This window comes from Amycolatopsis sp. cmx-4-83 (assembly GCF_046548815.1).
GTDB classification, from domain to species: Bacteria; Actinomycetota; Actinomycetes; order Mycobacteriales; family Pseudonocardiaceae; genus Amycolatopsis; species Amycolatopsis pretoriensis_A.
The window spans coordinates 181,752-204,189 of sequence record NZ_JAEBEF010000010.1; the positions used below are offsets into that span (position 1 = coordinate 181,752).

15 protein-coding genes are annotated in these 22,438 nt (G+C 73.0%); 6 read left to right on the forward strand and 9 right to left on the reverse strand.

Annotated elements, in window-relative coordinates; translation table 11 throughout:
- Nucleotides 1–31 precede the first annotated feature (31 nt).
- Nucleotides 32–2,398 (forward strand): RNA degradosome polyphosphate kinase, encoded by a 2,367-nt coding sequence (locus tag ACLJQM_RS30430; RefSeq protein ID WP_247013402.1) that lies wholly within the window; start codon nucleotides 32–34, stop codon nucleotides 2,396–2,398.
- On the forward strand, nucleotides 2,395–3,348 hold the full coding sequence (locus ACLJQM_RS30435; protein ID WP_247013404.1) for an NUDIX hydrolase: 954 nt from the start codon (nucleotides 2,395–2,397) through the stop codon (nucleotides 3,346–3,348). The genes ACLJQM_RS30430 and ACLJQM_RS30435 overlap by 4 nt, the downstream gene beginning before the upstream one ends.
- Nucleotides 3,349–3,425: 77 nt before the next feature.
- Here ACLJQM_RS30435 and ACLJQM_RS30440 read toward each other — a convergent pair whose 3' ends face one another.
- From ACLJQM_RS30440 to leuC, 4 genes are all read right to left on the reverse strand, one after another.
- The gene (locus ACLJQM_RS30440) at nucleotides 3,426–6,218 is read right to left on the reverse strand and encodes an AfsR/SARP family transcriptional regulator (protein ID WP_247013407.1); all 2,793 of its coding nucleotides are present in this window, start codon (nucleotides 6,216–6,218) and stop codon (nucleotides 3,426–3,428) included.
- Nucleotides 6,219–7,216: 998 nt separating this feature from the next.
- Nucleotides 7,217–7,906: an HU family DNA-binding protein gene (locus ACLJQM_RS30445; protein WP_410633732.1), complete on the reverse strand. Its 690-nt coding sequence runs from the start codon at nucleotides 7,904–7,906 to the stop codon at nucleotides 7,217–7,219.
- A 227-nt stretch (nucleotides 7,907–8,133) separates the two neighbouring features.
- On the reverse strand, nucleotides 8,134–8,736 hold the full coding sequence (gene leuD, locus ACLJQM_RS30450) for a 3-isopropylmalate dehydratase small subunit (protein ID WP_410633733.1): 603 nt from the start codon (nucleotides 8,734–8,736) through the stop codon (nucleotides 8,134–8,136).
- A gap of 21 nt (nucleotides 8,737–8,757) precedes the next feature.
- The gene (gene leuC / locus ACLJQM_RS30455) at nucleotides 8,758–10,191 is read right to left on the reverse strand and encodes a 3-isopropylmalate dehydratase large subunit (RefSeq protein ID WP_360774344.1); all 1,434 of its coding nucleotides are present in this window, start codon (nucleotides 10,189–10,191) and stop codon (nucleotides 8,758–8,760) included.
- Between the two features lie 143 nt (nucleotides 10,192–10,334).
- On the opposite strand from leuC, the gene ACLJQM_RS30460 reads away from it, so the two are divergent.
- The 3 genes from ACLJQM_RS30460 (at nucleotide 10,335) to ACLJQM_RS30470 (ending at nucleotide 12,043) form a co-directional block, all read left to right on the forward strand.
- Complete coding sequence (locus tag ACLJQM_RS30460; RefSeq protein ID WP_163046815.1) at nucleotides 10,335–11,036, forward strand: IclR family transcriptional regulator; 702 nt, start codon at nucleotides 10,335–10,337, stop codon at nucleotides 11,034–11,036.
- A 128-nt stretch (nucleotides 11,037–11,164) separates the two neighbouring features.
- Nucleotides 11,165–11,410 carry a hypothetical protein gene (locus ACLJQM_RS30465; protein WP_370971542.1) on the forward strand — a complete coding sequence of 82 codons (246 nt, stop codon included), beginning with the start codon at nucleotides 11,165–11,167 and terminating at the stop codon, nucleotides 11,408–11,410.
- Nucleotides 11,411–11,467: 57 nt separating this feature from the next.
- Entirely contained in the window at nucleotides 11,468–12,043 is a 576-nt protein-coding gene (locus ACLJQM_RS30470; RefSeq protein WP_410633735.1) for a hypothetical protein, read from the forward strand.
- A gap of 24 nt (nucleotides 12,044–12,067) precedes the next feature.
- Here ACLJQM_RS30470 and ACLJQM_RS30475 read toward each other — a convergent pair whose 3' ends face one another.
- Complete coding sequence (locus tag ACLJQM_RS30475) at nucleotides 12,068–14,122, reverse strand: glycoside hydrolase family 3 C-terminal domain-containing protein (protein WP_410633737.1); 2,055 nt, start codon at nucleotides 14,120–14,122, stop codon at nucleotides 12,068–12,070.
- 130 nt (nucleotides 14,123–14,252) lie between these two features.
- Between ACLJQM_RS30475 and ACLJQM_RS30480 the strand changes: the two genes are divergently transcribed.
- Nucleotides 14,253–14,738, forward strand: a complete 486-nt coding sequence (locus ACLJQM_RS30480) for a hypothetical protein (protein ID WP_360774356.1) — start codon at nucleotides 14,253–14,255, stop codon at nucleotides 14,736–14,738.
- Nucleotides 14,739–14,802: 64 nt separating this feature from the next.
- Here ACLJQM_RS30480 and ACLJQM_RS30485 read toward each other — a convergent pair whose 3' ends face one another.
- Genes ACLJQM_RS30485 through ACLJQM_RS30500 form a run of 4 tightly spaced genes read right to left on the reverse strand, consistent with a single transcriptional unit; the run spans nucleotide 14,803 to nucleotide 22,112 of the window.
- The gene (locus tag ACLJQM_RS30485; RefSeq protein WP_410633739.1) at nucleotides 14,803–15,774 is read right to left on the reverse strand and encodes a hypothetical protein; all 972 of its coding nucleotides are present in this window, start codon (nucleotides 15,772–15,774) and stop codon (nucleotides 14,803–14,805) included.
- Complete coding sequence (locus ACLJQM_RS30490; RefSeq protein ID WP_410633740.1) at nucleotides 15,771–19,172, reverse strand: AAA family ATPase; 3,402 nt, start codon at nucleotides 19,170–19,172, stop codon at nucleotides 15,771–15,773. Before ACLJQM_RS30490 ends, ACLJQM_RS30485 begins: the two co-directional genes overlap by 4 nt.
- A gap of 1 nt (nucleotide 19,173) precedes the next feature.
- The gene (locus ACLJQM_RS30495) at nucleotides 19,174–20,334 is read right to left on the reverse strand and encodes an exonuclease SbcCD subunit D (protein WP_360774363.1); all 1,161 of its coding nucleotides are present in this window, start codon (nucleotides 20,332–20,334) and stop codon (nucleotides 19,174–19,176) included.
- A gap of 35 nt (nucleotides 20,335–20,369) precedes the next feature.
- Nucleotides 20,370–22,112, reverse strand: a complete 1,743-nt coding sequence (locus ACLJQM_RS30500) for an ATP-binding protein (RefSeq protein WP_410633741.1) — start codon at nucleotides 22,110–22,112, stop codon at nucleotides 20,370–20,372.
- Between the last annotated feature and the right edge of the window lie 326 nt (nucleotides 22,113–22,438).

Genomic DNA, 22,438 nt, shown 5'->3' on the forward strand with positions numbered 1-22,438 from the left:
CCCTGCGCAATTCCGCGTGGCTTGGTGAAGAATGGGGTCCGTGAGCACAGACGACGGCGGCACGCCCGCACCGCGGAGGCGACGGAACCCGGCCAGCGGATCTTCGGAGACCGCGAAGAAGAGCACCACCGGCCGGGCGAGCACAGCCAAGAAGGTCCCGTCGAAAGCCACCGCACGCGACACCGCCGCCCGGGCCACCGCCGGGAAGCCCCGAGCGCGCAAGGCCACCCCGGCGACCACCCGCCGCCGCAGCTCCGCGCACGGCAACGGGCGCAACGCCGAGGAGTTCCGCGCGGTGCCGTCGGCGCCGCCCGCGGTCACCACCGCGCCCGCCGCCGTCGAGACGCTGCCGGACGACCGGTACTTCAACCGCGAGCTGTCGTGGCAGGACTTCAACGCGCGCGTGCTCGCGCTGGCCGAGGACGAGTCGCAGCCGCTGCTGGAGCGGACGAAGTTCCTCGCCATCTTCGCGTCCAATCTGGACGAGTTCTACATGGTCCGCGTCGCCGGCCTGAAGCGCCGCGACGAGACCGGCCTGCTGGTGCGCAGCGCGGACGGGCTCACCCCGCGCGAGCAGCTGGGCTACATCGCCAAGCGCAACCAGGACCTGGTCGAGCGCCAGACCGGCGCGTTCGAGAAGCACCTGCGCCCGCAGCTGGCCGAGCACGACATCCACATCGTCGGCTGGGCCGACCTGTCCGGCGCCGACCAGCTGCGGCTGTCGAGCTACTTCTCCGAGCAGATCTTCCCGGTGCTGACGCCGCTGGCCGTCGACCCCGCGCACCCGTTCCCGTACATCTCGGGCCTCTCGCTCAACCTCGCGGTGACGGTCCGCGACCCGGAGGGCGGCACCGAGCGGTTCGCCAGGGTGAAGGTGCCGAGCAACGTGCCGCGGCTGATGCGCGTCGAGACCGACCGCGCCAGCCGCACCGCGACCTTCCTGCCGCTCGAAGAGCTGATCGCCGCGCACCTCGGCGAGCTGTTCACCGGCATGGACGTCACCGAGCACCACGTCTTCCGCGTCACCCGCAACGCCGACTTCGAAGTCGACGAGGACCGCGACGAGGACCTCCTGCAGGCCCTCGAGCGCGAGCTGGCGCAGCGCCGGTTCGGCCCGCCGGTGCGCCTCGAGGTCGCGCAGGACATGAGCGAGCACATGCTCGAGCTGCTGCTGCGCGAGCTGGACGTCGACCCGGCCGACGTCGTCGAGGTGCCCGGCCTGCTCGACCTGACCTGCCTGCACCAGCTGTCCGGGGTGGACCGCAAGGAGCTCAAGGACCGGCCGTTCGTCCCGGCGACGCACCCGGCGTTCGGCGAGCGCGAGACCCCGAAGAGCGTCTTCGCCACGCTGCGCGAGGGCGACGTCCTGGTGCACCACCCGTACGACTCGTTCTCCACCAGCGTCCAGCGGTTCATCGAGCAGGCGGCGGCCGACTCGAAGGTCCTCGCGATCAAGCAGACGCTGTACCGGACCTCGGGCGACTCCCCCATCGTCGACGCGCTGATCGACGCCGCGGAGGCGGGCAAGCAGGTAGTCGCGCTGGTCGAGATCAAGGCGCGGTTCGACGAGCAGGCCAACATCACGTGGGCGCGGACGCTGGAGCGCGCGGGCGTGCACGTCGTCTACGGCCTGGTCGGGCTGAAGACGCACTGCAAGGTGTCGATGATCGTGCGCCAGGAGGGCTCGACCATCCGCCGCTACTGCCACATCGGCACCGGCAACTACAACCCGAAGACCGCGCGGCTCTACGAGGACATCGGCCTGTTCACCGCCGACCCGAGCATCGGCGCGGACGTCACCGACCTGTTCAACGTGCTCACCGGCTACTCCCGCCAGGACACCTACCGGACGATCCTCACGTCGCCGCACGGCATCCGGCGCGGCATCGTCCGCGCGATCGGCGAGGAGATCGAGCTGGCGCGGGCCGGGCAGCAGGCCGGGATCCGGATCAAGTGCAACTCGCTGGTCGACGAGCAGGTCATCGACGCGCTCTACCACGCGTCGCAGGCCGGGGTGCCGGTCGAGATCGTGGTGCGCGGCATCTGCACGCTGAAGCCGGGTGTCGAAGGGCTGTCGGAAAACATCCACGTCCGGTCGATCCTGGGCAGGTTCCTGGAGCACTCGCGGGTCTTCCACTTCCGCGCGGGCGGCACGCACTGGATCGGCAGCGCCGACATGATGCACCGGAACCTGGACCGGCGGATCGAAGCGCTGGTGCGGGTGAAGGACCCGAAGCTGACCCGGCAGCTCGACGACATCTTCGACTCGGCGCTCGACCCGGCGACGCGCTGCTGGGTGCTGACCGAAAGCGGCGAGTGGGCACCGTTCCCGGCCGACGGCTCGCGGGTGCGCGACCACCAGCTGGAGCTGGCGAAGCTGCACGGGGCCGCCGGATGACCCACGAGGTACGGGCGGCCGGCGCGGTGCTGTGGCGCGTCGCCGGCGGGGTGACCGAGGTCGCCCTGGTCCACCGCCCGCGGTACGACGACTGGTCGATGCCGAAGGGGAAGCTCGACGCGGGCGAGACGAGCGCCGAAGCCGCCGTCCGCGAAGTGCGTGAGGAGACCGGGTTCGCCGCGGTCCTGGGCCGCTACGTGGCGCAGACGACGTACGCGGTGCCGTCGCGCGGCGGCTCCGGAACGGTGCCGAAGACGGTCGACTACTTCGCCGCGGAAGCGGTTTCCGGCGAGTTCGCCGAAAACGACGAGGTCGACGAACTGCGCTGGCTGGCGCCGACGGCGGCGGAGAAGCTGCTGACGCGGCCGGGCGACGTGCGCGTGCTGCGGGCGTTCTGCGAGCTGCCCGTGGGCCTGTCGAAGGTGCTGCTGGTGCGGCACGCGAAGGCGGGCAAGCGCGACGAGTGGACCGGCGACGACGACCTGCGGCCGCTCTCGGAAGCGGGCCTGCGGCAGGCGGCCGCGGTGCGGCGCGTGGTCGCGCTGTTCGGGCCGGACCGGGTGCTGTCGGCGCCGCGGCTGCGGTGCGTGCAGACGGTGCACGGCATCGCGGACGACCTCGGCACCGAAGTCCGCCACGAACCGCTGTTCTCGGAAGAGGGCTACTGGCCGGACCCGGTCCTCGGCGTGGCGCGGCTGCTGGCCGTGGCCGGCGACGGCGGGACACCGGTGGTGTCCAGCCAGGGCGGCGTGATCCCGGACCTGGTGAGCGCACTGGCCGACCGCGACGGCGTCGAGCTTTCCGCCGCGCGCGGCGGGGTCGTGCCCAGCAAGAAGGGCTCGTTCTGGGTCCTGTCGTTCCGCCCGCCGACGGCCGAGGAAGGCCCGCTGCTGCTGGCGGCGGACTACTACCCGAGCGCCCTCCCGGCCCCCGCGCCCACCCGCTCCTGAGTACTCCCCGCCACGAGACAGCGTCCTGACAGTAGATCTTGGTGTACTGGTCCCGGGTCCCGCTGGGCTGCGCCGGGCTAGGGGTACGGCGCATCCCCGGGCGAGGGCCCTTCTGTCGGCACTGTCGCCAGCAGGGCTTGGATCTCCGTGACCCGGGGGTCGCCGAGGCGCTGGCTGACGGTCAGCGCCTCGGCCCAATGGCCGCTCGCTTCGCGGTCGCGGCCGGTGCGCTGCTTGAGACGGCCCAAGGTGATCTGGACGTCGATGGTCCCGTAGTCGGCGTTCAGCTCCTTGAGCTCGGCCAACGCGTCGAGACCCGCCTTCTCCGCTTCGTCGTGCCGTCCCGCTCCGGCGAGCGCCTCGGCGACGTTCCCCAGCGCCAGCGCCGCGTGGTAGCGGTCCCCCAGTTCGGCGAAGGCTTCGTGTGCGGCCTCGGCGGCTTCGGCCGCGTGGTCGTAGTCGTGCAGGCCGATGCGGCTGGCGCTGACGTTGAGCAGCGCGTGCGGGACGAACGTGCGCTGCCCGTGGTCGCGCGCGAGGTGGACGGCCTGGAGGGCGTAGCGCTCGGCTTCGGCGTACTCCGCGCGGACGTAGTAGGCGCCGGCGAGGTTCGACAGGATCGCCACGGCCAGCGCGGTCCCGCCGCCCGACTCCGTGGCGGCGCGGGCTTCCTCCAGCGCTTCCAGTGCTTTGTCGGGCTGCAGCGTGCGCAGGTAGGCCGAGCCGAGGTTGTTGGCGCTGTACTGGAGGCCGGTGTTGTCGCCGGCCTCGCGGGTCACGGCGACGGCCGCGCGCGCGGTGGTGATCCAGTCGTCGCGGTCGTGGCGTTCGGCGAAGAAGCCACGCAGCAGCCACGCGAGTTTCCAGGCGTGCGCGGTCCAGCCGCGGCCGGCGGCGATGCCGACCAGTGCGGTGAGGGCCTGCCGTTCCGTGGCGTACCAGGCGATCGTCTGCTCATGCTGGGTGAAGCGGACGGCGGGCAGCGGCGGTGGGCCGAGGGTGATGTCCTCGGTGAGCAGGTCGGGGCGAACCAGCTTGTTGGCCTCCGCGACCGTGGCGAGGTACCAGTCGAGGAGCCGGCGCAACGCGGCCGCGCGGTCTTCCGCCGTCGTCTCGGTTTCGACGAGTTCGCCGGCGTAGACGCGCAGGAGGTCGTGGAACTGGTAGCGGTCGGTGCCGGGCTGGTTGAGCAGGTGCGCGGCGGCGAGCTGGTCGGCGAGTTCGCGGGCTTCGCGCAGGTCTGCGCCCGCGAGCGCGGCGGCCGAGGACAGGCTGAACCCGTGGCCCGGGTGCAGGCCGAGCAGCCGGAAGAACCGCGCGGCGGCCGGGCGGAGGGCCTTGTAGGACCAGGAGAACGCGGCGCGCAGGTCGGTGCCGGCGTCCTGCGGGTCGCGCAGGGTGTCCAGGCGCAGCCGCTGGTCGCGGAGTTCTTCGACGATGCCGGCGAGCGAAACGCCGGGGAAGCGGGAAGCGCGTTCTCCGGCCAGCGCCAGCGCGAGCGGCAGGCGCCCGCAGAGCTGGAGGAGTTCGGCGACGGCCCCGGGTTCGGCGGCCAGGCGCCGCGGGCCGACGCTGCCGGCGAGCAGCGCGGCGGCGTCGCCGTCGTCGAAGGACCGCAACGCGATGCGGCGGGCGCCGTCGCGCGCGACGAGGCCACGCAACTGGTTTCGGCTGGTCACGACGACGAGGTTGCCGGAACCGGGCAGCAGCGGGCGGACCTGGTCGGCGTCGCGGGCGTTGTCGAGCAGCATGAGCGTGCGGCTGCCGTCGAGCCGGCTGCGCAGCAGGGCCGAGCGTTCCTCCACTGTGGAAGGCACGGACTCGGGCGGGACGCCGAGCGCGCGGAGGAAGCCGGCGAGCGCGGCTTCCGGCGTCACGGGGGTGGCCGCGGAGTGGCCGCGCAGGTCGAGGAACAGCTGGCCGCCGGGGAACCGGTCGCGGACGCGGTGCGACCAGTGCACGGCGAGCGACGTCTTCCCGACGCCGGCGGTGCCTTCGATGACGACGATGCCGGACGCGCCGCCGGGCGGGAGCCGGTCGAGCTCGGCGATTTCGGGACCGCGGCCGGTGAAGCCGGCGACGTCGAAGGGCAGCTGCCGCGGAACGGTGTGCCCGGCGGGTCCGGCGTCGGCGGCGAGCAGTTCGGCGTGCAGCCGCCGCAGGTCTTCGCCCGGTTCGACGCCGAGTTCGTCGGCCAGCAGGGCCCGCAGCCCGGCGTAGCGCGCGAGTGCTTCGGCCCGGCGCCCGGACCGCGCGAGGGCGCGGACCAGCCGTTCCCACAACGACTCCCGCAGCGGGTGCTGGGCGACGAGGTCGGTGAGCTCGGCGACGAGCCGCGCGTCGGGCACGAGCCCGGTGTCGAGGTCGATGCGCTGTTCGACGGCGAAGAGGTGCCGTTCGGTGAGCAACGGCCCCCATTCCGCGGCGAGCGCGGGCGACCCGACGCCCTCGAGGGGAGCCCCGCCCCAGGTGGCGAGCGCGGCGGTGAGCAGCGCCCGCCGCTGCGCGGGTTCGGTGGTGGCGGCGGCCTGGTCGAGGGCGCGCAGGAAGCGCAGCGCGTCCACCCGGGACGGGTCGACGACCAGCCGGTACCCGTCCGGCTCGGTGACGACGGTGTCTTCACCGCAAAGCCGGCGCAGGCGCATGACGTAGGTCTGCAGGCTCCCCCGGATGTGCGCGGGCGGCGTCTCGCCCCAAACCCCGCGCGCGAGCGCATCGATCGACACCAGCCGGCCCGCGGCGAGGGCGAGGGTCGCGAGCAGCGCGCGTTGGCGGGAGCTCGTCAGCACGACCGGGGAACCGCCGACGAGCACCTGGAACGGGCCGAGCAGCCGGATGTCGATGGTGGTCGCCCCCAGGTGAGCCGTCACGCGCCGCCGGACCCGCACGCGGGCCCCGAGGAACGCAGCGTGGCATCACTCGGCCGGGCGCTCAAGCAACTTTGCGAAATTGGGCGGAACCGGTCCCGGGGCGGGGGTTGCGCCGAGCGGGTGGCGTGCGGGTTCCGTTCGGGATAGCGGAGTTGGCGGTGAGTGACTTTCGTGAGCAGGCGGTTCGCCGGCCGGGCTTTCGGTTCGCTTTGGGGGCTCGGGGATCGCTTTCGCCGCGGGCCGGTGCGAGCAGCCGGCCCGCGGCGTGGGCGCCGACCGACCCACCCGGTCCGGGCTTCGCGGGTGGGGATCGCTTCCGCCGTACCTGCCCAGCGAAACCAGCCAAACTGTGTGACCTGCGACCAGGCCTACCCGGCCCGGCCTTAGTCCGGAACTCCGCGGGCGAGGATCGCTTCCGCCGCACCGGCCCGGGCGAGAGCAGCCGGAACCCGCCGCGTGGCACCAACCGGCCGGTCCGCAACTCCGCGCGCGGATCACTTCCACCGCACCCACCCGGCGAAACCAGCCAAACCACGTAACCCCCGACCAGGCCTACCCCGCCCGGTCCGCAACTCCGCGCGCGGATCACTTCCACCGCACCCACCCGGCAAGACCAGCCGGAACCCGCCGCGTGGCACCAACCGCCCCCGTCCGGAACTCCGTGCGCGGGGATCGCTTTCGCCGCACCCACCCGGCGAAACCAGCCAAACCGCGCGACCCCCGACCAGGCCTACCCCGCCCGGTCCGCAACTCCGCGCGCGGATCACTTCCACCGCACCGACCCGGCAAGACCAGCCGGAACCCGCCGCGTGGCACCAACCGCCCCCGTCCGGAACTCCGCGCACGCGGATCACTTCCGCCGCACCTGGTCCGGACATGCGGCGGGGCCCCGCGCACTTCGCACGGGGCCCCGCCGGAAAGTCGATCGCCTGAGCAGGGGTCGCCCCCTGGGGCCCCCTGATTTCACGTTACCGCAGGGGTCCGACAGTTTTCGGTGGTCAGCTCTTCGCCGCGGTCGAGGTTCGCTTGGCCGGTGCCTTGGCCGCGGTGGTCTTCCGGGCCGTGGTCGTCCTGGCAGCCGGCTTCGCCGCAGCAGGCTTCGCCGCCGTTGTCTTGGCAGCCGTGGTCTTCGCCGCAGCAGGCTTCGGCGCGGTCGCCTTCGGAGCCGCCTTCGCCCGCGTGGTCGTCTTGGCCGCGGCCGCCTTCGGGGCCGCTGCCGCGCGAGTCCGCGTGGTCGCCGGCTTCGCCGTCGTCGCGGCCGGCTTCGCCGCCGCTGCCCGGGTCCGCGTCGCCGTCGCCCGGGCCGCCGCCGGCTTCGCTGCCGCTGCGCGCGGTGTCGTCGCCCGAGTCGTCGTGGACGCGCGGTTCCCCGCGGCCGCCCGCTTCGCCGGCGTCGCCTTCGGCAGCTTCTTCGCCCCGGAAACGACGTCCTTGAAAGTCGTCCCGGCCCGGAACGCCGGCACGTTCGTCTTCTTGACCCGCACGGCTTCACCGGTACGCGGGTTCCGGGCCGTCCGGGCCGCGCGGGCGCGCTTCTCGAACACGCCGAAGCCGGTGATGTTGACCTTTTCGCCCTTGTTGACCGTCCGGATGATGATGTCGACCAGACCGTCGACCGCCTCGGAAGCGGCCTTCTTGTCGCCCAGGCGCTCCGTCAGCGCCTCGATCAGCTGGGCCTTGTTGGCCATTCCAGTCCTCCAAGAAGGGAGTACCCGTCCTCGGCCCGGTCGGCCGACCAGCACACGGTATTACCAAGGCAGCACAAATTCCAAACGGCACGCGGACCCTTTCCCTTGCCCCGGGGCGGGTTCCGCCTCGCGAAGAACGCCTCGCGAGGGCCGTTCGGCATCGACTGGACGCAACCGCGAAAACGGCGGGATCCCTTGAACCACAAGGGATCCCGCCGAAGAGTGGACTAGCCCGCCGCGATCGGCGTCGTCGTCGGCTTCCAGGACGGGCGGCCGCCCTCGAAGGCGTCGATCTCACCGGCATGGCGCAACGTGAGAGCGATGTCGTCCAGGCCCTCCAGCAGGCGCCAGCGGACGTAGTCGTCGATCTGGAAGGGCGCGGTGAAGTCCTTGGCCCGCACGGTCTTGGTCTCGAGGTCGACCGTGACCTCCGTGCCGGGCTCGTTCTCGAGCAGCTTCCAGAGCAGTTCGACGTCGTGCTGCTCGCACTGCGCGGCCACCAGGCCGCCCTTGCCGGAGTTGCCGCGGAAGATGTCGGCGAAGCGGGCCGAGATGACGGCCCGGAAGCCGTAGTCCATCAGCGCCCAGACGGCGTGCTCGCGGGAGGAACCGGTTCCGAAGTCCGGTCCCGCGACCAGCACGCTGCCGGCCCTGAACGGCTCGGAGTTGAGGATGAAGTCCTCGTCACCGCGCCAGGCGGCGAACAGGCCGTCCTCGAAGCCGGTCCGGGTGACCCGCTTGAGGTAGACCGCCGGGATGATCTGGTCGGTGTCCACGTTGGACCGGCGCAGCGGGACGCCGACGCCGGTGTGCTGGGTGAACGGTTCCATGGTGGGAGCTCCTCGGGTGGGTCAGCGGGCGGCGGTCAGCAGGTCTTCCGGCGACGAAAGCGTCCCCCGGACGGCCGTCGCGGCGGCCACCAGCGGCGACACCAGGTGCGTCCGGCCGCCCTTGCCCTGCCTGCCCTCGAAGTTGCGGTTCGACGTCGACGCGCTGCGCTCGCCCGGCTTCAGCTGGTCCGGGTTCATGCCGAGGCACATGGAGCAGCCCGCCTGGCGCCACTCGGCGCCGGCCTCGGTGAAGACGGCGTCGAGCCCCTCGGCTTCGGCGGCTTTGCGAACCCGCATCGAGCCGGGGACCACCAGCATCCGGACCGACTCCGCCACCTTGCGCCCGCGCAGCACCTCGGCCGCGGCCCGCAGGTCCTCGATCCGGCCGTTGGTGCAGGAGCCGAGGAACACGGTGTCCACCGCGATCTCCCGCAGCGGCGTGCCGGGCTTGAGATCCATGTAGGACAGGGCCTTCTCGGCCGCGACGCGGTCGTTCTCGTCCGGGATCTGCTCCGGGTCGGGCACGTCGGCGCCCAGCGGCAGGCCCTGGCCGGGGTTGGTGCCCCAGGTCACGAACGGCGTCAGCGCGCCCGCGTCCAGGTGCACCTCGGCGTCGAACTCGGCGCCGTCGTCGGTGCGCAGCTGCCGCCAGTTTTCGACCGCCGCGTCCCAGTCGGCGCCGCTCGGCGCGTGCGGGCGGCCCTTCAGGTACTCGAACGTCGTCTCGTCCGGGGCGATCATCCCGGCGCGGGCGCCGGCCTCGATCGACATGTTGCAGACGGTCATCCGGGCTTCCATCGAGAGCGCCTCGATGGCCGAGCCGCGGTACTCCAGGATGTAGCCCTGGCCGCCGCCGGTGCCGATCTTGGCGATCACCGCGAGGATGACGTCCTTCGCCGTGACGCCGGGGCGCAGCTCGCCGTCGACCGTGATCGCCATCGTCTTGAAAGGACGGAGCGGCAGCGTCTGGGTGGCCATGACGTGCTCGACCTCGGACGTGCCGATGCCGAAGGCGATGGCGCCGAACGCGCCGTGCGTGGAGGTGTGGCTGTCGCCGCAGACCACGGTCATGCCGGGCTGGGTCAGGCCGAGCTGCGGGCCGATGACGTGCACGATGCCCTGCTCGGCGTCACCCATCGGGTGCAGCCGGACACCGAACTCCTTGCAGTTGCGCCGAAGGGTGTCGACCTGGGTGCGCGAGACCGGATCGGCGATGGGGAGCTCGATGTCGACGGTCGGGACGTTGTGGTCCTCGGTCGCGATGGTCAGGTCGGGGCGGCGCAGCGGCCGCCCGGCCAGCCGGAGGCCGTCGAAGGCCTGCGGGCTGGTCACTTCGTGCAGCAGGTGGAGGTCGATGTAGAGCAGATCCGGTTCGGCGCCTTCCCCTCGGCGCACGAGGTGGCTTTCCCACACCTTCTCCGCCAGTGTGCGGGCCTTGCCGGTCGGGCTGGTCATCTCCGGCTCCTTCCACGGTTCGACGTCGGAACTCGGGCGCGCACCGCGGGGGCGAATGCGAGCCGCGAAGGAGGAGCGCAGCTCGAGTTCAGGGTTTTCCCAGATGCTGGACTTCCCAAAGTGCGGGACGCTAGTATCGGGTCGTGGGACAGCATAGCGGTATCGGAGTACTGGACAAAGCAGTGGCCGTGCTGCAGGCGGTCGCGGACGACCCCTGCGGCCTCGCGGAACTCTGCACGCGAACCGGTCTGCCGCGGGCCACCGCGCACCGGCTCGCGGTCGGGCTCGAGGTGCACCGGTTGCTGCGCCGCGGTCCGGACGGGCGCTGGCGCCCCGGTACGGCACTGGCCGAACTGGCGGGCGGCTCGACGGACCCCCTGCTCGACGCGGCGGGCGTGGTGCTGCCGAAGCTGCGGGACGTCACCGGCGAAAGCGTGCAGCTCTACCGGCGCGACGGCGTCCAGCGCGTGTGCGTCGCGACGGCGGAACCGCCCAGCGGCCTGCGCGACACCGTCCCGATCGGTTCACGGCTGCCGATGACGGCCGGTTCGGGCGCGAAGGTGCTCGCGGCGTGGGCGGACCCGCACACGCAGCGCACGATCCTGGCCGACGCGGTCTTCGGCGAGCGCACGCTCCTCGAGGTGCGCCGGCGCGGGTGGGCCCAGAGCGTGGCCGAGCGCGAGCCCGGCGTGGCGAGCATCTCGGCACCGGTGCGCGATTCGGCGGGCACGGTCGTGGCGGCGGTGTCGGTGTCCGGCCCGATCGAGCGGATCGGCCGCAAGCCGGGCGCCCGCTGGGCGGCCGACCTCCTCGCGGCGGCGGACGCCTTGCAGGAACGGCTTTAGGGAACCGCGCCGGCACTCGGGCTTGACCGGTTTCGAGGTGCACCGTTCGGGGGAACCTCGCGAAAACCGCGTATTCGGTGACGGCGGTCACGTCTCTTCAGGGTCGGAACCACCTGAGGGGGATGGCCATGCTGAACAGACGGGCACTGGCGATGTTGCGGGCGGTCGGCGCCGGCCGCGCCGAGCTGACCTGCAGTTGCGAACCGGACCTGCGGGTCGACGGCCTGCCGTGCTGCGACCAGTCCACCGCGCACGAGCTGGCGCGGGCGGGGCTGATCCGGCCGGCGCGGGTCGTGGCCGTCGGGCAGTGGGCGCGGGCGGAGCTCACCGACGACGGGCAGCGGGCGCTGGGTGGCACCCTCGCCGCGGCCTGAAGCAACCTTCGGGCAGGCTCGCGCGTGTACCCGCCGAGGACACCGCGAGGGGGACCCATGAAGTTCGTTCCGGGACTGCTCGGCGCCTGCCTGCTGCTGACGGCGTGTTCGGGCACGCCACCGGCCGCGCCGCCGACCGTGACGGTGACGGCACCCGCGACCCCGTCTGCGGCCACCGCCGACCCGGCCGTGCTCAGCTGGATGGACGGCTTCTGCTCCGCGATCCACGGCTACCGCGACCGCACCAACGACGAGGCCGCTCCCGGCAAGCCCGAGCCGGGCTCGGTGACCGAAGCGCAGAAGGTGCTGAGCGAGACGCTGGGCGGCATCGCGGCCCGCACCGGCGAGGTGGTCGACAAGCTCACGGCCCTGCCCCCGGGCCCGGTCCCGACCGCCGAGAAGGTCCGGCAGGCGTTCGTGAAGAAGTACACGACGGCCCGCGACCACGCGGCCGAGGCGAAGAAGGCCCTCGACAGCGCCCGGCCCGGCGACGGCGCGTCCCAGCTCCCCGCGGCGGACGCCGTCACGCGCGCGCAGCAGGACCTCGACGGGGCGTACGACCCGATCGCGCCGATGGTGGACTCCCCGGACCTGATACAGGCCGCCGCGACGGTGCCGGGCTGCAAGGGCTGACCCGCGCGCGAGCCACCTGGCCCATCACCGCGTCAACGACGCCCGCAGCGGCAAGGACCGCGAAGAGTCGCCGACCGAGACCGTGAACCCGCCGTGCACCGGCTGCCACGCGTGGCCGGCCGTGTCCCACACCGAGAAGTCGCGCGCGGCCAGCCGGATCGTCACGCGCTGGGACTCCCCCGCCGCCAGTGAAACCCGCGAGAACCCCTTCAGCTGCCGAGGCGGTTCCCCGGCCGCCGCCGGGAAGCCCAGGTACAGCTGGGCGACCTCCGCACCCGCCCGCCGTCCGGTGTTGCGGACCGTGAACGTCGCCGTGGCGCCGTCGCCCGTGGTGCGCACCGACAACCCGGAGAACGCGAACTTCGTGTACGACAGCCCGTGCCCGAACGGGAACAGCGGCGCCCGGTCCTGCGCGTCGAACCAGCGGTAGCCGACCTGCAGCCCCTCCGAATAGGTCGCGACACCACCGACACCCGGGAACTGCGCGGGCGTGTTCGCCGGGGTGTCCGCGTCCGCCGCCGGGAACGTGATCGGCAGCTTGGCCGAAGGGTCGACGTCGCCGAACAGCACGCCCGCCACCGCCGCGCCGTCCTGCTGGCCGGGGTACCACGCCTGCAGGATCGCGGGCACCGAAGCCGCCCACGGCATCAGCACCGGGCCGCCGCTCTTCACCACGACCACCGTGCGCGGGTTCGCCGCGGCGACCGCGGCCACCAGCGCGTCCTGGTTGCCCGCCAGCGCCAGGCTCGGCCGGTCCTTGCCCTCGGTTTCGTCGTCCCCGACCATCACCACGCTGACGTCCGCCGTGCGCGCCAGCTCCGCCGCCCTCGTGACGTCGCTGCCGTCGTCGAGCGTCACGGCAGCACCGGGAACGCGTTGCCGGAGCCCGGGCAACGGGTCCACTGTGGACGTCGGGATGACCGCCGAGCTGCCACCGCCACCGGTCTTGGCCTTGGTCGCGTACGGGCCGATCAGCGCGATCGACTTCACCGCACGGTCGTCGAGCGGGAGCTGGGCGTGCTCGTTGCGCAGCAGCACCATGCCGCGTTCGGCGAACTCCTTCGCGGCGGCGTCGTGCTGCGCGGTCGGCAACGGCGAGAGCACCGGCGGGTGGTCGAACTGCCCGAAGGCGAACATCGTGCGGAACCGCGGCAGCAGCAGCTCGTCGACGCGCTGTTCGGTGACCTGCCCGGCGAGCACGGCCTGCTTCATCCTGTCGCCGTACCAGGTGCCGTCGATCATCTCGAGGTTCATGCCCGCGGCCGCCGACCCGAGGGTGCTGTGCGCGGCACCCCAGTCCGACTGGACGAACCCCGTGAACCCCCAGTCGTCGCGCAGCTTGCCCTGCAGCAGCGCCGGGTTCTCGCACGTGAAGATGCCGTTGATCTTCGGGTACGCGCACATCACCGAGCCGGCGTGGCCTTCGACGACCGACTGCTCGAAGTGCGGCAGGTAGATCTCGTTGAGCGTGCGCTCGTCGATGTGCTCGTCGACGCTCTGCCGCTGCGTCTCCTGGTTGTTCGCCGCGTAGTGCTTGACCTCGGCGATCGTGCCGTTCTCCTGGATGCCGCGGATGTCGGCGGCGGCCAGCGCGCCGGCGAGCACCGGGTCCTCCCCCATGCCCTCGAACGTCCGGCCGTTGCGCGGGACGCGGGCGATGTTGATGTCCGGCGCCTCGGACACGTTGTGCGCGAGCGCGCGGGTTTCGCTGCCGATCAGCCGGCCGTACCGGCGTGCGACACCGGTGTCGAACGTCGACGCCAGCGCCATGGTCGCGGGCAGCGCGGTCGCCGGCTTCTGCGGCTTGTCGTCGGCCGGGCCCATGCCCGCCGGGCCGTTGGCGATGCGGAACCCGGGTACGCCGAGGCGCGGGATCGGCGGCACGTACCGCTGGTGCTCCGCGTCGGGCTGCAGGTGCAGCTGGGAGATCTTCTCGTCGAGGGTCATCGCCGCGATCAGCTCGGCGGCCCGGCGATCGGGCGGCTGCCCGGCTTCGCGCCAGGGTTGGGCAGCCGCCGCGGCGGGCGTCGCCAGCGACAAACCCAGGACGACAGCGAGAACGAGCCGGCCGTTGCGCATCGGTCAAGCTAACCCCATACATGAGCGGGAAACATAGACGCGACGATGTTCACGTACATGAAATTTCCCGCGGGCTCAACCGTTTCCCCGGCTCAAGCGTGGGAGGAGCACGAAGGAGAGGGGACGAACCATGGTCAAGAAAACCCTGATCGGCCTAATGGCGGCGAGCGCGGCGACGGTCGCGCTCGCGGCCCCGGCGAGCGCGGCCGACGTCAGCTGGGGACTGACCCAGCAGGTGGAGCCGGGCGGCCGGGTCGACGCGGAAACCCACGCGGCGCTGAGCGGCTGCTCGCCGAAGACGGCGGTCACGTCGAAGGGGTTCGCGGCGCCGCTGGTGTTCACCGAGGGCGGCAACTTCGGCCGCGCCGGCGGCCACACCACGGCGATCACGACGCCGGGCAAGTACACCGCGCAGTTCACCTGCTCGGACGGCCGCGTGGCCACCGGCAGCTTCACCATCCTCGGCACGCCGCCGCCGAGCAGCTCGGCGCACCCGAAACCGCCCACGACCAAGCCGAAGCCGCCGGCGACGTCGAAGGCACCCAAGCCGGCGAAACCCCAGGTCGCGGTCAAACCGGCCGGTGCGCCGCAGACGGGGGACGGCTCGCTGAGCTGATCCGCCACCCCGGACACCCCGGGACGGCGCGCGCTCCCAGGCCCACCGTCCCGGGGCCCCGGCGTCAGCGAGCGGCCGCCAGGCGCAGCGCGCGGTAGACGAACTGCTGGTCCCCCAGCCGGTGCCGCAGGTCGCGCTCCAGCCCGGCGATCGGGTACAGGTTCTGCGGCGCGCGCGAGTCCTTGTAGGCCACCGACGCGAACCGCCCCAGCACCGACTGCGTGAGGTTCGCCAGCCCGGCCACCTCCGCGCGTCCGAGGTGCGGCGCCGCCTCCACCCGCACGACCCCCGACCACGGCGGGCCGCCGACGGACGGCAGGCGCAGGTACCAGGAGTGCCGGACCCAGCTCGTCCCCATCAGGAACACCGGTGTCCGCTGGTGCGGCCCGAGCGCGCCGACCATCGCGTTGAGCTCGCCGGGCAGGTAGGTCGTCTGGTGGCTCTTGATGAAGCCGACCGCCCGCTCGAGGTGCGCGCGCCCGCGCAACGGCCCGTCCACGACCAGCAGATCGCTGCGCACGTGGCTCGCCGTGCGCGCCCGGACCGCCGTTTCCAGCTCGGCTTCGGCCAGCTGCTCCTGCAACGCCGAGGACAGCACCACCGGCAGCGGCTTGTCTTCCTTGGGCGCCGCGCGGTGCGCCGTGTAGACGCCCGCCGGGGTCGCGATGTCGTCCGCCTGCGGCGCCACCGTGAACAGCCCGCGCCGGACGTCGGTGCCGACGACGTGCGCCTGCCCCTCGCAGCAGCACACCACGCCGGCCGCGTAGGACGCGCAGATCCCGATCGACGCCGAGTTCGTGCCCGCCGGGTCGTCGATCCAGACGCGTGCGTCGATCCGCCGGACGCCGTCGACGAACAGCACGGCCTCGGGCGGCGTCACCGGGGACGGGTCGATCGGCGCCCACTCGTCTTCCGGGACTTCGACGTCGAGCTCGACCTCGGCCTGGGACCGGCCCAGTTCCTCGGCCTCCATCGAGCTGCCGTAGCCCGGGTCCCAGGTGTCGATGCTGAAGTTCATGTCTGCCACGGCGGTCATGCGCCCTCCCTGCCGATGTGCGAGCCGGACCCGTCGCGGGTGACCAGGAACCGCACCGGGACGCGCTCGGCCAGCGCCGGCACGTGCGTGATCACCCCGACCATCCGGGAGCCGGTGGCGGCGAGGTTCTCCAGCGTGGACGCCACGACGTCGAGGGTGGCTTCGTCCAGCGTCCCGAAACCTTCGTCGAGGAAGATGGACTCGAGCCGGGTCGCGCCCTCCGCGGCCATCGCGCCGAGCTGCGACGACAACGCCAGCGCCAGCGAAAGCGACGCCTGGAACGTCTCCCCGCCGGACAGCGTCTTGACCGGGCGCCGCGCGTCGGCCTCGTTGTGGTCCACCACCAGGAAATCGCCCTTGTCGTGGGTGAGCTCGAACTGGCCGCCGGAGAGTTCGAGCAGCGACGCCGACGCCTCGGCGACCAGTGTGTCGAGCGCACCGGCGATGAGCCAGCGCGGGAACTTGTCCGAGCGCAGCAGATCCGCGAGCAGCCGCGCGACCTGCGACTCCGCCTCCGCGGCGGCGATGTCGGCCTGCAGCCCCGCCACGTGCGCCACGCGCCGCTTCATTTCCGTGTGGTCGGCTTCGGCGCGGGCCCGCGCGGTCGCGAGGGCCACCGGCGCCCGGTCCCGCACCGATCCTTCGGGCAGCTCGACCTCGAGCGCGGTGATGTCGCCGGTGACCGCGCGTTCGGCCGCCCGCAACGCTTCGGCGGCCTCGCTCTCGGCGGTGCCGGCGGCGGCCAGCCGGTCGCGGTGCTCGCTCGCCTGCCCGGCCGCCCAGTCCGTCAACGCGGTCCAGGCGCCGAGGAGGCTTTCCCCGTGGATCGGCGGAGCACCCAGACCGACCAGGGGATCCCGCGCGCGGGACAGCCGCTGCCGTTCGGCGGCGACCTGTCCGTCGACGCGGGCCTGGGCTTCCGACGCCTGTTTCGCGGCGGCGCGGGCGGTCCGCAGGTCGGCGTCCGCCTTCTTGGCGGCTTGTTCGAGTTCGGCGACCTTCGCGAGATGCTCGGTGACGACGTCGGCGGCGGGCGCACCTTCCAGCATCGAGCCGAGTTCGCCGTGCCGACGCCGGGTCGTGGTCAGCGCGGTGCTCGCCGACTGCTCGGCCAGCGCCGCTTCTCCCGCCTGCTTCCGCCGCTGCTCGGCGGCCCGTTCGGCGGAGGCGAGGTCGTCCGCCGCGACGACGGCTTCCTTGCCCGCGGCTTCGGCGGCCGCTTCGAGCGCGGCCAGCGCGGTCCGCCGGTCCTCGACCGCCGACGCCGCCCAGGACGTCAGCAGCCGCCAGCCCGCCGGGACGTCTCCGGTGTCGACCGCGGGCGCGCCCAGCTCCACCAGGGGATCGCGGGCCGCCCGCAGGGCTTCCTTGGCCGCGGCGAACGACTTTTCGACGACGTCGGCCTCGCGCTGCGCGGCCGCGCGGCCGGTGCGGGCCGCCGCCAGCTCCCGGTCGGCGGCGGTCGCGGTCTCGGCGACGCGGGTGCGGGCGTCGATCGTCGCCGACAGCCACTCGCCCCGCTCGCGCACGGCCGTGACGAGATCCGCGTAGTCCTGCTCGGAAAACGCCGCCTCGACGGGGCGGCGCAGGACCACCGACTCCGGCGGTCCGGCCACTCCCGCGAGCACCTCGCGCAGTTCTTCCGCCTGCGCGGCCGCCGACGCGGCGGCGTCGGCGTCGCGGTCCACGGCCCGTTCCAGCTTGCGCAGCGCGGACTCGGCGGTGGCGCGGGCGGCTTCGGCCCGCTCCAGGCGTTCCCGCGCCTCGGCGAGGTGGGCGTGCCCGCCGGCGTCGGGCAGCGTCGCGACTTCCTGCTCGCACACCGGGCACGGGTGCCCGACGGCGAGCCCGGCCCGCAGGCCCAGCGCCTGCCCGGCCCGGTCGGCTTCGGTCACCGCCGCCTTCGCCGCGGTGACTTCGGCGTCGGCATCGGCGAAGGCGCTTCGCGCCGCTTCGAGTTCCGTCCGGCGCGCGGCCTGCTCGGGCGCGGCCTTGCGCTGGGCTTCGGCGACCGCGTAGAGCGTCCGGGCGTCGGAGCGCGCGGCGGCCAGCGGGGCGACGTCGGGCTGGGCGGCCAGCGCCGCGCGGGCTTCGGCGTCGGCGGTCTCGGCGGCGCGCAGGCGGGCATCGGCCTCGGCCGTGCGCTTCGCCACCCGCGCCGCCTCTTCCGACAGGTCGCCGAGATCCGCGGGCGGCCGCACCCCGCTCAGCCGGTCGCGTTCCCGGCGGGACGCCTCCGCCCGCGCGGCCGCGTCCTCGGCGGCGCGCGCGGTGGTGTCCCGGGTCTTGCGGGCCGCCTCGACCGCGGCCACGGCTTCGGCGACCGCGGCCGACGCGGCCGTCTTCGCCGCCGTTGCCGCTTTCGCCGCTTCTTCCAGGCCCGGGAGTGCCTGCTCGGCTTCGGCGAGTTCCGCGCGGGCGGCGCGGATCCGTTCCAGCTCGCCGCGGTCCGGCGCGGCGGCCAGCGCCGCACGAGCCGCTTCGTCCGCCGCCTCACCGGCTTCCAGCCCGGCCCGCGCGGCCGTCGTCGCGTCGACCGCCGCCCGGCGCCGGGTTTCGAGGTCTTCGACGCCGTCCGGGCGTTCCAGCGCGTCGAGGACGCTCAGTTCCTTCGTCAGCGCGGCGACGCGTTGCCGTGCTTCGTCGTGCGCGCGGGTCGCGTCGTTCAGCCCGGGCAGGGCCGCGGTCACGCGCGCGTCCAGCTCGGTGAGGGCGGTCATCCGCGCGGCGAGCGCGTCGACGGCCTCCGCGGTCGCGTCGGCGTAGCTGCCCAGCTGTTCGGTGAGGACGGCCGCCCGCTGCTTCTGCTGCTCCGCCGTCACGCCGGCGCGGCGGCCGATCCGCTCGTAGACCTCCAGGCCCAGCAGCTTGATGAGGATCTTCTGCCGGTCGGCGGCCTTGGCGTGCAGGAACTCCGCGAAGTCGCCCTGCGGCAGCGCCACGCAGGTGCAGAAGTGCTTGAACGTCAACCCGAGCAGGCGTTCGACCGCCGGGGTGACCTCGGAGTCCGCGGCGACCGGGTCGGCGTCGTCCTCCGGCCCGCCGAGCGCGGTGGGGTCGACCAGCCGTTCCAGGCGGACGTTCTTGACGCTGACCGTGGGTTTCTTCCCACCGCTGCGCCGGACTTCCCGCACGACGTGGTAGCGCGTGCCGCCCGCGTCGAACACCAGCCGCACGGTGGCCCGGTTCGCCGTCGGCGCGAGCGCGGGCGCGACCAGGCCTTCGTGGTCCCAGCGGGCGACGGAGCCGTAGAGGGCGAAGGTGAGCGCGTCGATCACGGTGCTCTTGCCCGCGCCGGTCGGCCCGACGAGGGCGAAGTAGTCGGTGTCCGCGAAGCTGACTTCGGTCTTCTCGCGGAAGGACGCGAAGCCGGTCATCTCCAGCAGCACTGGCCGCATGTCACACCCCGCTCGTCTCTTCGTCGTGCAGCCGCGCGAAGAGCGACTGGACGCGCTTGTCGTCGACGGTCCGTTCTTCGCAGTAGGACGCGAACAGCTCCCCCGGTGAGCGGTCCGCGATCGCGCGGTCGCCCGCCGACGTCGTGATCGGCGCGGCGAACTCCGGGTCGATGCGGATTTCCAGGGCGTTGGGCAGGGCTTCCTGGATTTCCTCGCGCAGCCCGGCCCTGGTCGCTTCGCGGACGTAGACGCGCAGGTAGTCCTCGCCGAACTCCGCCGCGCGGCCGGTCAGCTCGGCCACCGTGCCGTGGACGGTCCGCAGCCGCCGCCCCGCGGTCAGCGGCAGGTCCGTGATCTTCGCCGGCGTCGTCGGCGAAACCTCGACGGCGAGCACCACGCTCTTGTTGTCCTGCTCGCCGAAGTCGACGGCGAACGGCGAACCGCTGTAGTGCACCGGGCACGCGGCGGGCAGCGACTGGCGGCGGTGCAGGTGGCCGAGCGCGACGTAGTGCGGGTCGGCGCCGAACGCCGTGGCGGGCACGTGGTACTCGAAGATGGACTGCGCCGCGCGCTCGCCGCCGCCCAGCGCGCCGCCGGTCACCGTCAGGTGCGCCATGACGAGGTTGACCGCGCCGGGCGTGAAGCCTTCCTTGAGGCGTTCCAGGATGTCGCGCACGCGCTGGTCGTACTCGCCGACGTTGTCCGCCGGGGTCCCGGTGATCAGCTCGGCGGCGCGGACCGCGTAGCGCTGGGAAAGGAAGGGCAGCACAGCGACGTTGACGCGCTCGCCGGTCGACCGCGCGTCGAACGACACGACCCCGCCGTCGGCGGCCGGGCGCGGGTTCCCGGTGAGGTGGATGCCCGCTTTGCGCAGCAGCGGCCGGTAGGCCTCGAACGTCGCGGCGTGGTCGTGGTTCCCGGCGATGGCCAGCACCTCGGCACCGGTCTCGCGCAGCGCCATCAGCGCCTGCACCACGAGCTCCTGCGCGGCGGCCGAAGGTGCCGACGTCTCGTACAGGTCACCCGCGACGAGGACCGCGTCGAACTCCTCCTTCCGCGCGATCCGGACGATTTCGCCGAGCACCGCGCGCTGCTCGTCGAGCCGGTTGCGGCCCTTGAGCGTCTTGCCGACGTGCCAATCGGAGGTGTGCAGGAACTTCACACTTCGTCCTTCCGTTCGGATAGCGGGCAGCGGGCTCAGAAGGGCGGCGGGTCGTCACCGAAGGGGTCGGCGCTGCCCGAGGGCAGGCCGGCGAAGGGATCGGCCTTCTTCGCCGACGCCGTCTTCACCGGCACCTGACCGGCCTCGGAAAGCCGCGTGGCCCAGGCCGGGAACGGGAAGCCAACGGCGATCGGCACCGGGATCTCCGGCTGGCTCACGAACATCGTGCCCGGCGTGGCGAGCGTCGCGCGGACCCGCTGGCTCTGCGGCAGGAAGCCGTACTCGGGCCGCGAAGCCTCGGCGGCGTCGAGGCGCCCGACGATCCGCACCGAGCTGTTGCTGACGATCCGGCGCTCGACCTCGCTGGCGGTCTGCTGCGCGCCGATCAGGATGACGCCGAGGGAGCGGCCGCGCTCGGCGATGTCCAGCAGCACCTCCTTGATGGGGCTGCTGCCTTCCCGCGGCGCGTACTTGTTGAGCTCGTCCAGCATGGTGAACAGCAACCCGCCCGGGCCGGCGGCTTCCTTGCGCGCGGTCTCCGCCGCCAGCGTCACCCCGACCACGAACCGCTGCGCGCGTTCGACGAGGTTGTGGATGTCCACCACGGTCACCTGCTGGTTCTCCGTGGACAACGAGCGCGCGGGGTGGTCGGCGAGGTCGCCGCGGATGAGGCCGGCCAGCGCGCGCTGGCTGGAGCGCAGGCGGCGGATGAACGCGTTGACCGTGCCCGCGCCGGTGACCGCACCCGCCCAGCTCGCGCGGGTTTCCTCGTCGGTGACGCGTTCGCAGATGACGTCGACGAGTTCCGCGTAGGTGCGGCAGAGCACGCCGTCGACGTTGGCCGCGCCGTCCTTGCCGGCCGGGGTGCTGTCCAGCCGCAACCGGTTCGCGACCTGGTGGATGACCATCGTGTACTGGTTGCGCTCGTCCTCGGCGTCGGCGAAGACGTAGGGCAGCAGGTCCTTCGCGCAGAACTCCGCGATGGTCCACCAGAACGCGCCGACCCCCGAGGTCCGCCCGGTGACGTAAGGCTTCCCCGTGGTGTCCGACGGCGTCGGCGGCGCGTAGAACCCGACGGAGGCGAACGGCTCCGCGGGCAGGCCGAGCTTGGCGTACCCGGCCTTGAGCTTCTCGTCGAGGTGGACGTTCGGGGTGTCGAGGAACAGCAGGTCCTCGCCCTTCACGGAGAAGACGAGGGCCTTGGCGTTGTGGGCGTTGGGCAGGGCGCCGCCGCGGAAGATCGAGTGCAGCAGGAACAACGCGAACGACGTCTTGGTGGCCACGCCGGAGACCCCGCTGATGCTGACGTGCGCACCCCGCGTGCCGTCGAGGAAGTCCATGTTGAGGAAGACGGGTTCGCCGTCGCGGCCGAGGCCGACCGCCACCTGGCGGGTCATGTTGTCGAAGTACAGCGCCTGCGCGCGATCTTCCCCCACGGCGCGCGAGACGACGGCGCCCGGCTTGGGCGGCACGTAGCACTCGGGTTCGACGCGGGTGGTGGCGATCTCGGCGATCTCCTGCACCTGCGCGGGCAGGACGCCGTCGGAGATCAGGAAGACGTCGCTGCCGAAGCTGGCGCCTTCGTGCCGCGCGCTCACCTGCGTGACCACGCCGTAAGAGGTGACTTCCCCGAGCCCCGGCAGATCCCGCCGGGTCACGACGACGTCGTCGAGCTGCAGATAGGCTTCCGGATCGATGGCCACGCTGAACTGCAGCGGTGTCGAGTCCTCGGTGCCTGCCACCCGTCCGACCACGGTGGTGAGCGTCTCCTGGTCCACGGTTCTCCCTGTCCGCGCGGGTGTTCCTCCCGCGGCAGACTAGCCCGCCTGCGGTTTCGCCCCGCGCCCAACACGGCGTACTCCCCGGGTTGCCCGCGCGGGCCAAGACTGCGCCGAACGAGTGAGTTCACCCTTCGGGGAAGATCCTTTCGCCGCCGCAGGCCGGTTTCCGGCGGGCGCCGGCGTCCCGCTCGCCAAGCCCCGCAGCGGGTCCGGCGCCGCCCGCGTCCCGCTTCCCCTGGCTCCACGGCGAAGCGGCGCCGGACGGGCCCTCGGACGGCCTCCGCGCGGGGCCCCGAACCCCGGCCGCTGCGCGGGATCGGGAC

Bases quoted from the DNA above. Each gene is read 5' to 3' on its own strand.
- ACLJQM_RS30430 (WP_247013402.1), top strand. From the start codon at position 32: ATGGGGTCCGTGAGCACAGACGACGGCGGCACGCCCGCACCGCGGAGG.
- ACLJQM_RS30435 (WP_247013404.1), top strand. From the start codon at position 2,395: ATGACCCACGAGGTACGGGCGGCCGGCGCGGTGCTGTGGCGCGTCGCC.
- ACLJQM_RS30445 (WP_410633732.1), bottom strand. From the start codon at position 7,906: ATGGCCAACAAGGCCCAGCTGATCGAGGCGCTGACGGAGCGCCTGGGC.
- leuD (WP_410633733.1), bottom strand. From the start codon at position 8,736: ATGGAACCGTTCACCCAGCACACCGGCGTCGGCGTCCCGCTGCGCCGG.
- leuC (WP_360774344.1), bottom strand. From the start codon at position 10,191: ATGACCAGCCCGACCGGCAAGGCCCGCACACTGGCGGAGAAGGTGTGG.
- ACLJQM_RS30465 (WP_370971542.1), top strand. From the start codon at position 11,165: ATGCTGAACAGACGGGCACTGGCGATGTTGCGGGCGGTCGGCGCCGGC.
- ACLJQM_RS30470 (WP_410633735.1), top strand. From the start codon at position 11,468: ATGAAGTTCGTTCCGGGACTGCTCGGCGCCTGCCTGCTGCTGACGGCG.
- ACLJQM_RS30475 (WP_410633737.1), bottom strand. From the start codon at position 14,122: ATGCGCAACGGCCGGCTCGTTCTCGCTGTCGTCCTGGGTTTGTCGCTG.
- ACLJQM_RS30480 (WP_360774356.1), top strand. From the start codon at position 14,253: ATGGTCAAGAAAACCCTGATCGGCCTAATGGCGGCGAGCGCGGCGACG.
- ACLJQM_RS30485 (WP_410633739.1), bottom strand. From the start codon at position 15,774: ATGACCGCCGTGGCAGACATGAACTTCAGCATCGACACCTGGGACCCG.
- ACLJQM_RS30490 (WP_410633740.1), bottom strand. From the start codon at position 19,172: ATGCGGCCAGTGCTGCTGGAGATGACCGGCTTCGCGTCCTTCCGCGAG.